The sequence below is a fragment of the Pseudomonas sp. HC1(2025) genome (assembly GCF_058742075.1).
In genome coordinates, this window is the sequence record NZ_CP196017.1 from 204,140 (window position 1) to 219,817 (window position 15,678).

The 15,678-nt window shown below is 61.8% G+C and carries 14 protein-coding genes and 1 tRNA gene; 12 read left to right on the forward strand and 3 right to left on the reverse strand.

Translation table 11 applies throughout. The annotated features are described in order from the left end of the window. Nucleotides 1-131 precede the first annotated feature (131 nt). From ACSSVH_RS00820 to ACSSVH_RS00850, 7 genes are all read left to right on the forward strand, one after another. On the forward strand, nucleotides 132-713 hold the full coding sequence (locus ACSSVH_RS00820; RefSeq protein ID WP_169953971.1) for a hypothetical protein: 582 nt from the start codon (nucleotides 132-134) through the stop codon (nucleotides 711-713). 30 nt (nucleotides 714-743) lie between these two features. Continuing rightward, nucleotides 744-1,427 (forward strand): CsgG/HfaB family protein, encoded by a 684-nt coding sequence (locus tag ACSSVH_RS00825; RefSeq protein ID WP_169953970.1) that lies wholly within the window; start codon nucleotides 744-746, stop codon nucleotides 1,425-1,427. Nucleotides 1,428-1,456: 29 nt separating this feature from the next. Then, complete coding sequence (locus ACSSVH_RS00830) at nucleotides 1,457-1,819, forward strand: DUF4810 domain-containing protein (protein WP_169953969.1); 363 nt, start codon at nucleotides 1,457-1,459, stop codon at nucleotides 1,817-1,819. Beyond that, on the forward strand, nucleotides 1,816-2,466 hold the full coding sequence (locus ACSSVH_RS00835; protein WP_169953968.1) for a DUF799 domain-containing protein: 651 nt from the start codon (nucleotides 1,816-1,818) through the stop codon (nucleotides 2,464-2,466). The genes ACSSVH_RS00830 and ACSSVH_RS00835 overlap by 4 nt, the downstream gene beginning before the upstream one ends. 202 nt (nucleotides 2,467-2,668) lie before the next feature. Further along, nucleotides 2,669-4,300: a VWA domain-containing protein gene (locus ACSSVH_RS00840; protein ID WP_170058195.1), complete on the forward strand. Its 1,632-nt coding sequence runs from the start codon at nucleotides 2,669-2,671 to the stop codon at nucleotides 4,298-4,300. Between the two features lie 155 nt (nucleotides 4,301-4,455). Next, nucleotides 4,456-5,028 (forward strand): RNA polymerase sigma factor, encoded by a 573-nt coding sequence (locus tag ACSSVH_RS00845; RefSeq protein WP_432754859.1) that lies wholly within the window; start codon nucleotides 4,456-4,458, stop codon nucleotides 5,026-5,028. Further along, nucleotides 5,025-5,645 (forward strand): hypothetical protein, encoded by a 621-nt coding sequence (locus ACSSVH_RS00850; RefSeq protein ID WP_492633953.1) that lies wholly within the window; start codon nucleotides 5,025-5,027, stop codon nucleotides 5,643-5,645. The genes ACSSVH_RS00845 and ACSSVH_RS00850 overlap by 4 nt, the downstream gene beginning before the upstream one ends. Before the next feature lie 53 nt (nucleotides 5,646-5,698). Here ACSSVH_RS00850 and ACSSVH_RS00855 read toward each other — a convergent pair. Then, nucleotides 5,699-5,775 (reverse strand) — tRNA-Arg (locus ACSSVH_RS00855). Nucleotides 5,776-6,144: 369 nt separating this feature from the next. Between ACSSVH_RS00855 and gabD the strand changes: the two genes are divergently transcribed. The 3 genes from gabD to ACSSVH_RS00870 all read left to right on the forward strand — a co-directional run bounded on the left by gabD (nucleotide 6,145) and on the right by ACSSVH_RS00870 (nucleotide 10,398). Next, complete coding sequence (gene gabD / locus ACSSVH_RS00860) at nucleotides 6,145-7,587, forward strand: NADP-dependent succinate-semialdehyde dehydrogenase (RefSeq protein WP_099170293.1); 1,443 nt, start codon at nucleotides 6,145-6,147, stop codon at nucleotides 7,585-7,587. A gap of 180 nt (nucleotides 7,588-7,767) precedes the next feature. Further along, entirely contained in the window at nucleotides 7,768-9,048 is a 1,281-nt protein-coding gene (gene gabT, locus ACSSVH_RS00865) for a 4-aminobutyrate--2-oxoglutarate transaminase (RefSeq protein ID WP_169953951.1), read from the forward strand. Between the two features lie 138 nt (nucleotides 9,049-9,186). Beyond that, nucleotides 9,187-10,398, forward strand: a complete 1,212-nt coding sequence (locus tag ACSSVH_RS00870; protein WP_492633954.1) for an HDOD domain-containing protein — start codon at nucleotides 9,187-9,189, stop codon at nucleotides 10,396-10,398. Between the two features lie 238 nt (nucleotides 10,399-10,636). Here the strand turns inward: ACSSVH_RS00870 and ACSSVH_RS00875 are convergent, their stop codons facing one another. Then, the gene (locus tag ACSSVH_RS00875; RefSeq protein WP_169953949.1) at nucleotides 10,637-11,644 is read right to left on the reverse strand and encodes a sensor domain-containing diguanylate cyclase; all 1,008 of its coding nucleotides are present in this window, start codon (nucleotides 11,642-11,644) and stop codon (nucleotides 10,637-10,639) included. Nucleotides 11,645-11,911: 267 nt separating this feature from the next. After that, on the reverse strand, nucleotides 11,912-13,093 hold the full coding sequence (desA, locus tag ACSSVH_RS00880) for a delta-9 fatty acid desaturase DesA (RefSeq protein ID WP_492633955.1): 1,182 nt from the start codon (nucleotides 13,091-13,093) through the stop codon (nucleotides 11,912-11,914). Nucleotides 13,094-13,258: 165 nt separating this feature from the next. Between desA and dibA the strand changes: the two genes are divergently transcribed. Next, nucleotides 13,259-15,169, forward strand: a complete 1,911-nt coding sequence (gene dibA / locus ACSSVH_RS00885) for a phosphodiesterase DibA (protein ID WP_492633956.1) — start codon at nucleotides 13,259-13,261, stop codon at nucleotides 15,167-15,169. A gap of 284 nt (nucleotides 15,170-15,453) precedes the next feature. After that, complete coding sequence (oscA, locus tag ACSSVH_RS00890; protein ID WP_029299482.1) at nucleotides 15,454-15,636, forward strand: sulfur starvation response protein OscA; 183 nt, start codon at nucleotides 15,454-15,456, stop codon at nucleotides 15,634-15,636. Nucleotides 15,637-15,678 lie beyond the last annotated feature (42 nt).

A 15,678-nucleotide genomic window follows, 5' to 3' on the forward strand; every position in this document is an offset into this window, starting at 1 on the left:
CTATCGCAGGCAAGCCAGCTCCCACACAAGCCAGCTCCTACACAAGCCAGGCCCCACAAGTGCGAAACAACTTGAGAACCGCTCTCAACCCCGTAAAATGCCGCAGCACTTAATCAGGGACGAATTCGAAGATGCGCATTTTTGCTTTACTGCTGGCTCTGTCCTTCCTGGCCGGCTGTGCTTCCAAACCCCCGTACTACATCTCTCCAGCCCCTGTGACCATTCCCAAGACCGCCACCTTCTGGGTCGATACCTTCGACGTCAAAGTGGTGGGGCAGGGCCGGATTTTCATGTCGGACGCCAAAGTCCGCGAGCAGCTGGGCGTCGACCTGGTGGACCGCCTGCTCAAGGCCAAGCGCTACGCCAGCAGCAAGCAGACCGCTGACTACCTGCTGGACGTGGATATCGTCTACGTGCGCCATATCCTCGACTCCAAGGGCGGCATCACCAGCCTGGTGGTCGACGACAACACGATCCTGCAAAGCATCGATTTTGGCTACAAGGTCAAGGTCAGGAAAGCCGAGGCCGAGGTGCTGCATTTTGCCCAGGACCGGGATGGCCTGGTGCCCAACAACTGGGGCGGCCAGGTGCAGCAATGGAAGACCATTGGCGGGATCCTGACCAATGAAGGCAACGCCAACATCGAGCGCCATTTTACCGGTGGTTTGAGCAACTACATCGTGCGTGACCTGCGTGCCATACCTGCACGCTAACCCCCGGATTTCTTCACTTAGGAGCACCCTGTGAAAGCACTCTCAAACATCCTGCTGTCAGGCTTTGCCGGCGCAGCGCTGCTGGCGCTAGCCGGTTGTGCGGCGACCGAAACCTCCCGCGCACTGCCGATCGAAAAAGTCGCCAGCGCCAACGTTGCCTACTCCGGCGTACGCGTGCCGATTGCCGTGGGCAAGTTCGATAACCGCTCCAGCTACATGCGCGGGATCTTCTCCGATGGCGTGGACCGCCTCGGTGGCCAGGCCAAGACCATCCTGATCACCCACTTGCAGCAGACCAACCGCTTCAGCGTGCTGGACCGCGACAACATGGGCGAGATCTCCCAGGAAGCGAAGATCAAGGGCACCGCCCAGAACCTCAAGGGTGCTGACTACGTGGTGACCGGCGATGTGACCGAGTTCGGCCGCAAAGAGACCGGCGATCGCCAATTGTTCGGCATCCTCGGCCGTGGCAAGACCCAGGTGGCCTACGCCAAGATCAACCTGAATATCGTCAACATCAGCACCTCCGAAGTGGTGTATTCCACCCAGGGCGCCGGTGAGTACGCGCTGTCGAACCGCGAAGTCGTGGGCTTTGGCGGTACCGCCAGCTATGACTCCACCCTCAATGGCAAGGTCCTGGACCTGGCCATGCGCGAAGCGATCAATCGCCTGGTCGACGGCATCAACGCCGGCGCCTGGAACCCGCGCAACTGATTCAAGCGTTTTCAAGGAGCAGTACACGGATGAGCAAGGCAGTTAAGTTGGCGCTGATGCTGACAGCAACCGCGCTGGTTGCAGGGTGCCAGACGGCACCCAAGCCCCTGTATCAATGGGAAAGCTACCAGCCACAGGTTTACGAGTACTTCAAGGGTGAGCCCAAGGAAGCCCAGGTCGAAGCGCTGGAACGCGACCTGCAAAAGATCAACGCCAGTGGCCGCCAGGCCCCGCCGGGCTACCACGCCCACCTGGGCTTGCTGTACCTGAGCATGGGCAAGGATGACCAGATGGTGCAGCAGTTGCGCACCGAGAAGGCGCTGTTCCCCGAGTCTGCGGCCTACATGGACTTTTTGCTCAAGAACGCCAAGGCCCCAGAGGTGAAGCAATGAGCTTTTTGAAACTCACCGGCGCCTTGCTCGCCCTGGCCTTGCTGGGCGGTTGCGCGGCGCCCAAGACCGTCGATTACTCGGCGTACAAGCAGGCGCGGCCGAAGTCGATCCTGGTGCTGCCACCGATCAACGAGTCCCCTGAAGTGCAGGCCTCCTACAGCCTGGTATCGCAGGTGACCTACCCATTGGCGGAAGCTGGCTACTACGTGATGCCGATTGCCCTGGTGGACGAAACCTTCCGCCAGAACGGCCTGACCACCGCCAACGATATCCAGGGCGTGGCGCCGGGCAAGCTGCATGAGATCTTCGGTGCAGACGCGGCGTTGTACATCACCGTCAGCGAGTACGGCACCAAGTACATGCTGGTCACCAGCGACACTTCCGTGACGGCCTCGGCCAAACTGGTCGACCTGCGTACCGGCACCACCCTGTGGACCGGCTCGGCACGGGCCTCCAGCGAGGAAGGCAACAACAACGGTGGCGGCCTGGTGGGCATGCTGATCACGGCGGCGGTCAAGCAGGTGATCAACAGCTCTACCGACGCGGCGCACCCGATCGCCGGTATCACCAGCGCGCGCCTGTTGTCGGCCGGGCAACGCACCGGGATCCTCTACGGCCCGCGTTCGCCCAAGTACGGCTCGGACTGATCTGGACCAGTCACTGCCGATCCAATGTGGGAGCGGGCTTGCCCGCGATAGCGGTAGGTCAGTCACCGTATGTATTGACTCGCCCACCGCTATCGCAGGCAAGCCCGCTCCCACATGGATTGAGTGACCAGACGCTAACCCGAATCCCGACGCCCCTACGTCTGACCTTGTGAACGCATCATTCACACACGAGGTTCAGCCCATGTCCCATCCTCTTCTCTTCCTGCGCCCCGCTGCCCAGGGTTTTGCCGTGACCTTGCTGGTGGCGCTCGCCGGGTGTGGGCTGTCATCCCGTGACGAGGCCAAGGCGCCCGAAGCGGTTGCTATCCCCGAACTGCAAAGCGCGCCGGTCCAGGCTCAGGCCGCCATGCTCAAAAGAATGGCGATGCCGGCACCGATGGCCATGCATGACGGCGTGGCGATGGAGTACCGCGCCGAGCCGCGTGAGCAGTATCAAAACCTGCCGGACAACCCGGTGCACAGCGTGGCCCAAACCCCGGTCTCGACCTTCAGCGTCGATGTCGACACGGGCAGTTACGCCAATGTCAGGCGTTTCCTCAACCAAGGCCAGCTGCCGCCCGAAGGCGCCGTGCGACTTGAGGAAATGGTCAATTACTTCCCCTACGACTATGCGCTGCCCACCGATGGCTCGCCTTTTGGCGTGACCACCGAAGTCGCCGCCACCCCCTGGAACCCCAGCACGCGTCTGCTGCGCATCGGCATCAAGGCGTCCGAGCGTGCCGTGGCCGAACTGGCGCCGGCCAACCTGGTGTTCCTGGTGGATGTTTCCGGCTCCATGGACCGTCGCGAAGGCCTGCCGCTGGTCAAAAGCACCCTCAAGCTGCTGGTGGACCAGCTGCGCGATCAGGACCGCGTGTCCCTGGTGGTGTATGCCGGCGAGTCGCGGGTGGTGCTCAAGCCCACGTCCGGGCGTGACAAGGCAAAAATCCGCAACGCCATCGAGCAACTGACCGCCGGCGGCTCCACAGCGGGTGCATCGGGCATCGAGCTGGCCTATCAGATGGCCCGCGAAGGGTTTATCGATAAGGGTATCAACCGCATCCTGTTGGCCACTGACGGCGACTTCAACGTCGGCATCAGCGACTTCGACAGCCTCAAGCAGATGGCCGTGGACCAGCGCAAAAGCGGCGTGTCCCTGACCACCCTGGGGTTTGGCGTGGGCAACTACAACGAACACCTGATGGAACAACTGGCCGACGCGGGCGATGGCAACTACGCCTATATCGACAACCTGCGTGAAGCCCGCAAGGTGCTGGTGGAGCAACTCAGCTCGACCCTGGCCGTGGTGGCGCGGGATGTGAAGTTGCAGGTGGAATTCAACCCGGCCCAAGTCAGCGAATATCGCCTGCTGGGCTATGAAAACCGGGCCTTGAAGCGTGAGGATTTCAGTAACGACAAGGTGGACGCCGGCGAAATCGGTGCCGGGCATACCGTGACGGCGTTGTATGAAATCGTACCCAAGGGTGCCAAAGGCTGGCTGGAACCGCTGCGCTATGCCCAGGCTACGCCTGTCGAGGGCAACGCCGCAGAACTGGCCATGCTGCGCGTACGCTACAAGCCGGCGGCGGGTGGCAGCAGCCGCCTGATCGAGCACCCGATCAATAGCACTCAACACGCCGCCAGCGACGACCTGCGCTTCGCCGCCGCCGTGGCCGCCTTCGCCCAACAGCTCAAGGGTGATGGCCGCTACACTGGCAACATGAGCCTGAAGGACACCGCCACCCTGGCCCGTTCGGCGCGCGGCGATGATCCCTACGGCCTGCGTAATGAATTCGTACAGTTGCTGGAACTGGCCCAGAGCCTCAAACACTGATCTTGCCCACGATATAGCTCTAATGTGGGAGCTGGCTTGCCTGCGATAGCGGTGGGTCAGTGCCGCCCATAGTGCCTGGCCCGCCGCCATCGCGGGCAAGCCCGGCTCCCACAGGTAATCTGCAGTGATCCATCGAAAGGAGTTCGCCACCCAACATGGCCGTATCAGATGACCCACCCAGCGACGAATCGCTGCTGGCCCGCTACCGCAGCGGTGACGCCGCTGCGTTCGAGACCCTTTATGCCCGGCACCGCCAGGGCCTCTACCGGTTTCTGGTAGGCCTTTGCAACAAGGCCGAACTGGCCGAGGAAATCTACCAGGACACCTGGCTCAGCCTGATCCGCAGCACCACCCAGCCACAAGGCCGGGCGAGTTTTCGTACCTGGTTGTTCCAGATTGCCCGCAACCGCCTGATCGACCATTGGCGCAAGCACGGTATCCACAACCCCCTGCACGACAGCTACGACGAACAGCAGCACGCCCAACCCGACGACAGCGCGGGCCCGGAGCAGCAACTGAGCCTGAGTCGCGACCAGGGCCGTCTCGATGCCGCGTTGCAGGACTTGCCCGAGGACCAGCGCGAAGTGTTCATGCTGCGCCTGCACGGCGACTTGGAACTGCCGCAAATCGCCGCCCTGACCGGCAGCCCACTGGAAACGGTAAAAAGCCGCTTGCGTTACGCCCAGCAGAAACTGCGTCGACTGCTGGCCGAGGAGGTACCCGTATGACTGACTCCCGACACCCCCAGGACCCGACTGACGAAGGGCTGATCCAGCACTTTCGCCAACACAGCGCCAGCGAGCCGCCCGCGTCCCTCGACGCCTTCATCCTCGCCGCCGCCCGCCGCGAAGCCCCCACGCCACCGCCGAGCCTGTGGCAACGCTGGCTGCAAGCCTGCCAACGGCCACGCTGGCAGATGGCCTTTGCTAGCGTAGCCGGGGTCGCGCTATTGATTGGCGTGGTGACGCGCTCGCCAGTGCCCGACCTCAACCTGCCCGAAGCCAGCCAATACGCCGCCGCGCCGCCGCCGCAGGCACTCTCTGCACCCGCCGCCCCCGCCGCCCCCGCCGCCCCAGCGCCCATGGCGCGTATGGCAATGGCGCCCCAGGCCGACAGCACGCCGGTCCAGGCCGAGATGGCAAGCGCCATGGCCGATGAGCCCGTGGCAAAAATGAGCAAACAGATGGCCGCCAAGCCCCAGTCCCTGGAGCAAGGGCTTGAGGAAATCGTGCGTCTGCGCCAGGCGGGTCAGAGCAGGGCGGCGGATGAGAAGCTGCTGGCCTTGCACAAGCGCTTTCCCGAGGAAAACCTGCCGGCGCGGTTGGAGGCGTTGCAAAAGCGTTGAACCGCGCCCACAAAAAAGCCCCAGGTCTTGCGACCTGGGGCTTTCTTTGTATCTGGTGCACCCGGCGGGATTCGAACCCACGACCCCTGCCTTCGGAGGGCAGTACTCTATCCAGCTGAGCTACGGATGCTTGTGCGGGCGCCATCATACCCATGTCGACCTTGGGCGTCCATGCTGGTTTTTGGCCGTCTGCCGGTAGGATTCTGGTGCAGCGAGGCTCTGTACCGGGCGGTGTGTGCCGGTGATGCGCAATTCGGCTCCGTTACGCCTGTCAGAATAGTCTGGCTAATGCGCCGTTTTCGTTCTTTTTTTCGAACAGACTATTGCCCTGCCCCCCCATTGATCCTAGGATTCGTTTGAGATTTCAAACGCTCTGTCTCCCGTGCGCGATGTTTCAGCTTGCGCCCAGTGACTGATTTCCCTGACGGCAGCCTTCGAGGCGCCTTTCAACAACTCTAATTTGCCCCGCGCGCGCGCGGTGCTGTTAAGGAAAGCCGACATGCAGCTTAAAGACACCCAGTTGTTCCGCCAGCAAGCCTTTATTGATGGCGCTTGGGTCGATGCGGACAACGGTCAAACGATCAAGGTCAACAACCCCGCGACTGGCGAGATCCTGGGCACCGTGCCGAAAATGGGCGCCGCCGAAACCCGTCGTGCCATCGAAGCTGCCGACAAGGCCTTGCCGGCCTGGCGCGCACTGACCGCCAAGGACCGTGCGAACAAGCTGCGTCGCTGGTTCGAGCTGATTATCGAGAACCAGGATGACCTGGCGCGCCTGATGACCCTGGAGCAGGGCAAGCCGCTGGCCGAAGCCAAGGGCGAAATTGTCTACGCCGCTTCGTTCATCGAGTGGTTCGCCGAAGAGGCCAAGCGTATCTACGGTGACGTGATCCCTGGCCACCAGCCGGACAAGCGCCTGATCGTGATCAAGCAGCCGATCGGCGTCACCGCCGCCATCACGCCGTGGAACTTCCCGGCCGCGATGATCACCCGTAAAGCCGGCCCGGCCCTGGCCGCCGGTTGCACCATGGTCCTCAAGCCTGCGTCGCAAACCCCGTTCTCGGCGTTCGCCCTGGCTGAGCTGGCCCAGCGTGCCGGGATTCCAAACGGCGTATTCAGCGTGGTCTCCGGCAGCGCTGGCGATATCGGCAGCGAGCTGACCAGCAACCCGACCGTGCGTAAATTGTCCTTCACCGGCTCGACCGAAATCGGCCGCCAGTTGATGGCCGAATGCGCCAAGGACATCAAGAAAGTTTCCCTGGAGCTGGGCGGCAACGCGCCGTTCATCGTGTTTGACGACGCCGACCTGGATAAGGCCGTCGAAGGCGCGATCATCTCCAAGTACCGCAACAACGGCCAGACCTGCGTCTGCGCCAACCGCCTGTACATCCAGGATTCGGTGTATGACGCGTTCGCTGAAAAACTCAAGGTGGCCGTGGCCAAGTTGAAGATCGGCAATGGTCTGGAAGAAGGCACCACCACCGGTCCCCTGATTGATGAAAAAGCCGTGGCCAAGGTCCAGGAACACATCGCCGATGCCCTGAGCAAAGGCGCGACGCTGTTGGCTGGCGGCAAGGTCATGCAAGGCAACTTCTTCGAGCCGACCATCCTCACCAACGTGCCGAAAAACGCTGCCGTGGCCAAGGAAGAAACCTTCGGCCCGCTGGCGCCGCTGTTCCGCTTCAAAGACGAAGCCGAAGTGATCGCGATGTCCAACGACACCGAGTTCGGCCTGGCCTCCTACTTCTATGCCCGCGACCTGGGTCGTGTGTTCCGTGTGGCCGAGGCCCTGGAATACGGTATGGTCGGCGTCAACACCGGGCTGATCTCCAACGAAGTGGCGCCGTTTGGCGGTATCAAGGCGTCTGGCCTGGGCCGTGAAGGCTCCAAGTACGGCATCGAGGACTACCTGGAAATCAAATACCTCTGCCTGGGCATCTAACCGGCAAGGTATTGCTGCAAGCGCAAGGGGCACGAGAGCGCTGTCCCTTTGCGTGTTTCACACCGTTATTCGAAGTGGCCGGGAAAGCTGTGGCAGTCGATCATCGCATGCTGCCGTAGTTGCCTCCCCGCCACGTAATCCTTGGACCACGCCACCCGATGAGTGGCGAATGAGGACTTTATGAGCAACAAGACCAACGCTTCCTTGATGAAACGCCGCGAAGCCGCTGTACCGCGCGGTGTTGGCCAGATTCACCCGATCTTCGCCGAATCCGCGAAGAACGCCACCGTGACTGACGTTGAAGGTCGCGAGTTCATCGACTTCGCCGGCGGCATCGCCGTGCTGAACACCGGTCACCTGCACCCGAAAATCATCGCGGCCGTGACCGAACAGCTGAACAAGCTGACCCACACCTGCTTCCAGGTCCTGGCCTACGAGCCATACGTGGAGCTGTGCGAAAAAGTTAACGCCAAGGTCCCAGGTGATTTCGCCAAGAAAACCCTGCTGGTCACCACCGGTTCCGAAGCCGTTGAAAACGCCGTGAAAATTGCGCGTGCCGCGACTGGCCGTGCCGGTGTGATCGCCTTCACCGGTGCCTACCACGGCCGCACCATGATGACCCTGGGCCTGACCGGCAAGGTCGTGCCGTACTCCGCTGGCATGGGCCTGATGCCCGGTGGCATCTTCCGTGCGCTGTACCCGAACGAGTTGCACGGCGTGAGCATCGACGACTCCATCGCCAGCATCGAACGCATCTTCAAAAACGATGCCGAGCCGCGTGACATCGCTGCCATCATCATCGAGCCGGTGCAGGGCGAAGGCGGTTTCTACGTCGCGCCTAAAGCCTTCATGAAGCGCCTGCGCGAACTGTGCGACAAGCACGGCATCCTGCTGATCGCCGACGAAGTGCAAACCGGTGCCGGCCGTACCGGGACCTTCTTTGCCATGGAGCAGATGGGCGTCGCCGCCGACCTGACCACCTTCGCCAAATCCATCGCGGGCGGCTTCCCGCTGGCCGGTGTGTGCGGCAAGGCCGAATACATGGACGCCATCGCCCCGGGTGGCCTGGGCGGCACCTATGCCGGTAGCCCGATCGCTTGCGCCGCGGCCCTGGCCGTGATGGAAGTGTTCGAAGAAGAGCACCTGCTGGACCGCTGCAAGGCGGTTGGCGAGCGTCTGGTCACCGGCCTCAAGGCTATCCAGGCCAAGTACCCGGTGATCGGTGAAGTACGTGCCCTGGGCGCGATGATCGCGGTCGAGCTGTTCGAGGATGGCGACAGCCACAAGCCAAACGCTGCGGCGGTTGCCTCGGTAGTGGCCAAGGCGCGTGACAAGGGCCTGATCCTGCTGTCGTGCGGCACCTACGGCAACGTGTTGCGCGTGCTGGTCCCGCTGACCTCGCCGGATGAGCAGTTGGACAAAGGCTTGGCGATCATCGAAGAGTGCTTCTCTGAGCTGTAGGCGCAGGCTGACCTGATCGACAGAAAAAACCCGCTTCGGCGGGTTTTTTTGTGGGCTGTGCAGCTATTCAGGCCTTGTTCATTGTACGCGGGCGCTTCCTTTGTCTAATGTGCAAGGATTGCCGATGGAGCGTGCTGCATGACTGCTGTTGATTTACCTGCTGTACCTCGAGTGCTGATTGCCGAGACCGACCCCTGGTCGCGGGATCTGCTCAAGCAGGTGTTGTTGAATGTGCGCTGCGACGCGCGGCTGGATGTGTGCGCCGACGGGCAGCAAGCCGCCGAGTTGTTGCGAGATAAACCTTACGATTTGATCATTGCCGATTGGGAGCTGCCGGGCGTTGATGGCCTGAGCCTGTTGCGCAGTGTGCGTCAGCGTCGGCGGGTGCCGGCGTTGCCGTTTATCCTGCTGAGTGCGCGCAATGACGGCGCCAGCGTGCGCGAAGCGTTGCCGCTGGCGCCCACCGCCTACCTGACCAAACCTTTGAACATGGAAGGCCTTACGCAACGCCTGCAGGACTTGCTGCTCAACGAAGGCCAGACGGTGTATTGCGAAATCCCGGCCCTGGCGGCGGGCATGTCCTTGCCGGTGTTCCTGGAGCAGCGTCGCGAGCTGTCGGACGGCGCGCCGCTGCGGGTTGACGTAAAAGCCGCCGTGCAACGCAGCCTTGCGCCGCAGGGGCTTGACCTCAAGCAGCTGGAAGAACAGGTCAAGGTTGATCCACAGATCACCGCCGTGCTGATCGCCGCCGCCAACAGCGCCGGCCAGCACGGCACGCCGGTGCAGACGCTGTCTATGGCGCTGCATAAGCTGGCGGCCGGGCAGAGCATGAACCTGATCCTTGGCCTGGCCCTCAAGCACAACGTGATCCTCAGCGATGCAGTCTTGATGGAGTACGCCGAACGTCATTGGCAACTGTCCCAGCAGACTGCGCAATACGCCCGCGCCTTGGCGCGCATGCTCGACCTGGATCACGAGCGCTGCTACAGCGCCGGTATTCTCCATCGCCTGGGCGACCTGGCCCTGCTGCGCAGTTTGCAGGAGTGGCGCCAGGGCGGTGGCGAACTGGACGATGAGTTGATTGGCGAGTCGTTGTCCACCTTTGGCGCCAGTTATGGCTCGGCGCTGCGTACGCGCTGGCGCTTGCCCCTGGAGCTGCGCCAACTGGTCGCGGCGATCTACTCCCTGGAAGGCGGGGTGTATTCCCGCGAAGCGCTGGTGATGAATATGGCGGCGCAACTGGCGGGGCTGACCGAGCATGAAGGGGTCGAGGCGCTGGCCAAGGGCAAGACGGCGCGGTTGCTCAAGGTGGGGTTTTCAGAACTCACGCGCATCCGCAAGCCTGGGTAGGCGTTGTGTCAGGCAGCAACAATGCTGAATGTGCCGCCGCCATCGTAGCCTCGCTGAAGCTCAACAACTCCCACATTGGTTTTGTGGTGCGTCCAAAACTCCCGGCCTGGTCGAGATCCCACATTGGTTTTGTGGGGTATCCAGAATTCTCGCCTGGTCGAGAGCCCCTGTGGGAGCGGGCTTGCCCGCGATGGCGGTGTTCCAGGCGCTATTTTTAGTGCCTTGAAAGGGCAGGCACTCAGCCGGCAATCACCCGGTTCTTGCCCTGGCGCTTGGCTTCATACATGGCTGCATCGGCCCGGGCGAACAGGCTGTCCAGGGTTGCATCTTCGGCGCTGAGGCTGGCCAGGCCCTGGCTGACGGTCACGCTATAGGGTTGGCCTTCATGGCTGAAGCCCAGTTGCCGCACTTCCTGGCCCAGGCGTTCGGCGACTTGCATGGCCCTTTCCGGGGCGCATCCGGGCAGTACCGCGGCAAATTCTTCGCCGCCAATGCGCCCGAACAGGTCGCCACGGCGCAACACCCCGCGACCGCTCTCGGCGATACGCAGCAACACCTGATCGCCCTCCAGGTGGCCGTAGGTGTCGTTGATGGCCTTGAAATCATCGATGTCGAGCAGCAGGAAGGCCAGCGGCAGGCCTTGGGCACAAGCGCGTTCGAATTCGTGATGGGCGCACTCGAAGAAGTGGCGACGGTTGCTGCTGCGGGTCAGTACGTCGGTGGTGGCCAGGCGTTGCAGTTCGAGCTCCAGGTGCTTTTTTTCGGTGATGTCTTCAGCGATGCCCACCACAATCAGCGGCTTTCCCGGCGTGGCCTGCTGGTTGGTAAAACACTTGTCGCTGAGCCAGCGGATCTGCCCGTCTGCAGTGATAATGCGGTACTGGCGATCCTCCACTGCACCCAGCTCCAGCACCTGGGCCAGGCTGTGCTCGGCGTACTGCTGGTCTTCGGGGTGGATGCTGTCGCGCCAGCCGCGATGCTCGGCCAACAGCAGGCTGGCCGAGCGCCCGAAGATGCGCTCATAGGCGGGGCTGACGTACAGCACGCGCCGGGTTTCCCACTCGATGGCCCAGAGCACGGCGTTGACACTCACCAGCAGTGAGCTCAACAACTGTTCGCGCTCGCTCAGGCGCTCCACTTCGCCCTGGGCGTGCATCAACGCCAGTAGGGTCGCGGCAGCTGCCGGTCGCGACGTATCCGTCGAATCAGGTGTGGTGGAGGTAGGGGAGTCCGTTTCGTGGACCATCGGCACAATTCTCTCTGGACATGCCGCAGCATTGAACAGCAGTCAAAACAAGGCCCGCCAGGATGGCGAAGTGTTGTTTGAGAGAGGGGAATTGCAGCTAAGTTCCGTTATCAGTCGCGATTGAGACGGAATGTTCGGTGACTGTGAAATGGCGCCAAAAAACTGTGGGGCTGGCTTGAAATGTACCTGGGCCTTATAGGAACTGGCTTGCCAGCGATGGCGGCCTTGAAACTAGGCCTCATCGCCGGCAAGCCGGCTCCTACCGTGTCAGGCGCTGGGGCGTAGGGAGTAGGTTTTCAACTGGTGGGCAAAGTCGCGCAGGGACTGGATCCCGCTGGCCTCGGCCTCGTGCACCCATTCCTTGATGGCGGCGAGCATGTCATGCCCGTTGCTGCTGGTCTTGAGCCAGATCTGTTGCAGCGCCAGGCGCTTTTCGTAGATCACTTTCAAGGCCTGGCTGTGTTCCAGCATGCCCTGGATGCGCAGATGGTGGCGCTCATCCAGCAGGCTGGTTTCCCGTGACAGCAGGCGCTTGGCCCGGTGGAACTGGTGGCGTACCGAATGATCGACCTTTTCCAACTCCTGCTTGACCAGCGGCGCGATCACCAGCTTGCGGTACTGGGCCATGATCTGGAAACGGTTGTTGAGGATCGCCATGGCAGTGTCCATGTCCAGATGGCCCTTGCCTTCGACCCGGTGGGCAATCGGTGCGACGCGTTGCACCTTGGCCAGGCGCAGGAAGCTGAACACCTTGATCCAGGCCCAGCCCAGGTCGAACTCCCACTTCTTCACCGACAGCTTGGCGGAGTTGGGGTAGGTGTGATGGTTGTTATGCAGCTCTTCGCCACCGACGATGATGCCCCACGGCACCAGGTTGGTCGCCGCGTCGCGGCATTCGAAGTTGCGATAGCCGATGGCATGGCCCAGGCCGTTGATCACGCCGGCGGCCCAGAACGGGATCCACATCATCTGGATCGCCCAGATGGTGATGCCGATGGTGCCGAACAGCAGCACGTCGATGACGCCCATGAGGGCCACGCCCAGCAGCGGATAACGAGTGTAGAGCCTGCGTTCGATCCAGTCGTCCGGGCAGTTCTTGCCGTAGATGCGCAGGGTCTCGGGGTTTTCCGCCTCGGCGCGGTACAGTTCGGCACCTTTGCGCAGGACCGTGGACAGGCCCTTGATCACCGGGCTATGGGGGTCGTCGACGGTTTCGCACTTGGCGTGGTGCTTGCGGTGGATAGCGGTCCACTCGCGGGTGTTCTGCGCCGTGGTCAGCCACAGCCAGAAGCGGAAGAAGTGTTTCAGGCCGGCATTGAGCTCCAGGGAGCGGTGGGCTGAATAGCGGTGTAGATAGACCGTGACGCCGATAATGGTCACGTGGGTCATCAACAGAGTGACTGCCACCAGTTGCCAGGCTGACAAGTCAAGAAAACCGTTGTACCACATAGGCTGTATGGCCCTCAGATAAAGAAAAGAACAGCTGACGCATTATCACTAAGCCTACAGATAAAACCAGTCGCCCTTTTGAATAGGAGTGACGAGATGTTACTTATTCTATAATCCGCAGCCTTTGTAGGGCGATTCTGTTTTTTAGTAAGGATTACTAGTTATATGCTGCTTTCATACCGAGGTGCCCTACGTGCAGGGCTGGTGTACTTGCTGCTTTCCGTCCTGTGGATCCAGCTCAGCCAGCAGGTATTTATCAACTTCATCGATGAACCGACGGAAATGGTCTACTGGCAGATGCTGCGCGGCTACCTGTGGGTGACCCTCAGCGCCCTGTTTATTTTCCTGTTGTGCGCCCGCAGCGCCCGCGTTCATCGCATCCAGCAACCCTTGAAGGAAAACCGCGAACGCCTGCGCCAGGCGGCGGCGGTGTTCGATTGCACCCGCGAAGGGGTGTTGGTCACCGACGCACGCGGGCGGATTGTCCACGTCAACCGCGCCTTTATCGAAATCACCGGTTACCAGGTGGATGACGTAATGGGCCGTCAGCCGAGCCTGTTCAAGTCCGGCCGCCATTCGCCGGCTTTTTATGAGCAGATGTTTCGCACCCTCAATCAAGACGGGGAGTGGAGCGGCGAGATCTGGAACCGACGTAAAAGCGGGGAAATTTATCCACAGTGGCAATCCATCCGCGTCATCCATGACGACCAGGGCCAGGTCAGCCATTACGTGGCGGTGTTTTCCGACATCAGTGCCATCAAGCATTCCGAGCACGAACTGGCCCACCTGGCCCACCACGACCCGTTGACCGACCTGCCCAACCGCCTGCTGTTCACCGACCGCGCCGAACAGGCGCTGGCCTCGGCGCAGATCCACAAGCGTGGCTGCGCGCTGCTGATGCTGGACCTGGACCACTTCAAGATCATCAACGACAGCCTTGGCCACAATGTCGGCGACCAGTTGCTCAAGGCCGTGGGCGAGCGCCTGCAGGGCCTGTTCGGCCCGGGCGTGACCCTGGCGCGCCTGGGCGGCGATGAATTCGCGGTGCTGGCGGAAAGTTGTCCACAGGTGGTCCAGGCGGCCGCCTTGGCCCAGCGCATCATCGACGGCATGAAGCAGCCGTTTGTGTTCGATGGTCACCAGTTGTTTGTCAGCGTCAGTATCGGCATCAGCCTGTTCCCCAGCGACGCCTTGAGTGCCGAACAATTGCTGCGCAACGCAGACTCCGCGTTGTTCAAGGCCAAGAGCTCCGGGCGCGAAGGCTACGCCTTGTACACCGAGGAGCTGACCGCCCACGCCCAGCACAGGATCGAGATCGGCAATGAGCTGCGCCGCGCCCTCGATCAGCAAGAGCTGCGGGTCTACTACCAGCCGGTCCACGACCTGCAAACCAGCCAGATGATTGGCGTGGAAGCCCTGGTGCGCTGGCAGCACCCATTGCGCGGCCTGGTGCCGCCAGCAGAATTTATCCCGATTGCCGAGCGCACCGGGCTGATCGCCGAGATCGATGCCTGGGTCATGGACCAGGCCTGCCGGCAGATGTGCCGGTGGCTGGCTGAGGGCCGGGGCCTGTCCTTCCTGGCGGTGAATATCTCCAGCCGCCTGTTTGCCCGCCACGAACTGTACGAGCAGGTGGCCAAGGTGCTGCATGAAACCGGCCTGGATCCGGCGAAACTGGAGCTGGAAGTCACCGAAAGCGCGGTGATGGACGACCCGGAAGTAGCCCTGGAGCAACTGCACCGCCTGCGCGAGCTGGGCCTGAGCCTGGCGATCGATGACTTCGGCACGGGCTATTCGTCACTGCTGCGCCTCAAGCGGTTGCCGGTGCAGAAGTTGAAAATCGACCAGGGCTTCGTCGCCGGCCTGCCGTGGGATGAAGACGATGCGGCGATTGTACGGGTGGTCATCGCCCTGGCGCAGAGCATGGGCATGCAAGTACACGCCGAAGGCATCGAGCAGATGGAACAGGCGCGGTTCCTGTTGAATCACCAGTGCGATCTTGGCCAGGGCTACTGGTTTGGCCGGCCGATGCTGGCGGCTGACATCGATTGGGCCAGGGCACCCGCCATCCACTAACCCCCACCGGGGGTTGGAATGCAACAAATGTGGGAGCGGGCTTGCCCGCGATGACGGAGTGTCAGCCAGTAAATCTGGCACTGATACACCGCTATCGCGAGCAAGCCCGCTCCCACATTTGCATCTGCGTACGCCTTAACGTCGTGTCCTGCCTGAAAATTCTTTCTGGTTATATAAACATTCTTAAATAGTATTTTTAAGAATATCCGCGCTTATCTACTATCGCTCTCACGCCGCAAGCAGTGCCGCCACTGCCAGGCACTTCTCATTTCAGGAGCACGACCATGAGCGCATCTCTACGCAGCGTTGACGGCCAGGACGAAGCAGCCATTTTGCGCGAGATCCAAAGCGCATTGCGTGACCTGCGTTTTGGCGCAGTGGAAATCACCGTACACAACGCCCAAGTGGTGCAGATCGAACGCAAAGAGAAATTCCGCTTGCAGAGCCCGGGCAACAAACCGAGCTGAGGCAACACGGCGCTTCGATTGCGGGACCCGTACTAATAAGAA

What these genes read in the sequence shown, in the direction of transcription:
- ACSSVH_RS00835 (WP_169953968.1), top strand. Translation starts at nt 1,816, where the DNA reads ATGAGCTTTTTGAAACTCACCGGCGCCTTGCTCGCCCTGGCCTTGCTG.
- dibA (WP_492633956.1), top strand. Translation starts at nt 13,259, where the DNA reads ATGCTGCTTTCATACCGAGGTGCCCTACGTGCAGGGCTGGTGTACTTG.
- ACSSVH_RS00875 (WP_169953949.1), bottom strand. Translation starts at nt 11,644, where the DNA reads ATGGTCCACGAAACGGACTCCCCTACCTCCACCACACCTGATTCGACG.
- gabT (WP_169953951.1), top strand. Translation starts at nt 7,768, where the DNA reads ATGAGCAACAAGACCAACGCTTCCTTGATGAAACGCCGCGAAGCCGCT.
- ACSSVH_RS00870 (WP_492633954.1), top strand. Translation starts at nt 9,187, where the DNA reads ATGACTGCTGTTGATTTACCTGCTGTACCTCGAGTGCTGATTGCCGAG.
- ACSSVH_RS00840 (WP_170058195.1), top strand. Translation starts at nt 2,669, where the DNA reads ATGTCCCATCCTCTTCTCTTCCTGCGCCCCGCTGCCCAGGGTTTTGCC.
- oscA (WP_029299482.1), top strand. Translation starts at nt 15,454, where the DNA reads ATGAGCGCATCTCTACGCAGCGTTGACGGCCAGGACGAAGCAGCCATT.
- desA (WP_492633955.1), bottom strand. Translation starts at nt 13,093, where the DNA reads ATGTGGTACAACGGTTTTCTTGACTTGTCAGCCTGGCAACTGGTGGCA.
- ACSSVH_RS00845 (WP_432754859.1), top strand. Translation starts at nt 4,456, where the DNA reads ATGGCCGTATCAGATGACCCACCCAGCGACGAATCGCTGCTGGCCCGC.
- ACSSVH_RS00850 (WP_492633953.1), top strand. Translation starts at nt 5,025, where the DNA reads ATGACTGACTCCCGACACCCCCAGGACCCGACTGACGAAGGGCTGATC.
- gabD (WP_099170293.1), top strand. Translation starts at nt 6,145, where the DNA reads ATGCAGCTTAAAGACACCCAGTTGTTCCGCCAGCAAGCCTTTATTGAT.
- ACSSVH_RS00830 (WP_169953969.1), top strand. Translation starts at nt 1,457, where the DNA reads ATGAGCAAGGCAGTTAAGTTGGCGCTGATGCTGACAGCAACCGCGCTG.
- ACSSVH_RS00820 (WP_169953971.1), top strand. Translation starts at nt 132, where the DNA reads ATGCGCATTTTTGCTTTACTGCTGGCTCTGTCCTTCCTGGCCGGCTGT.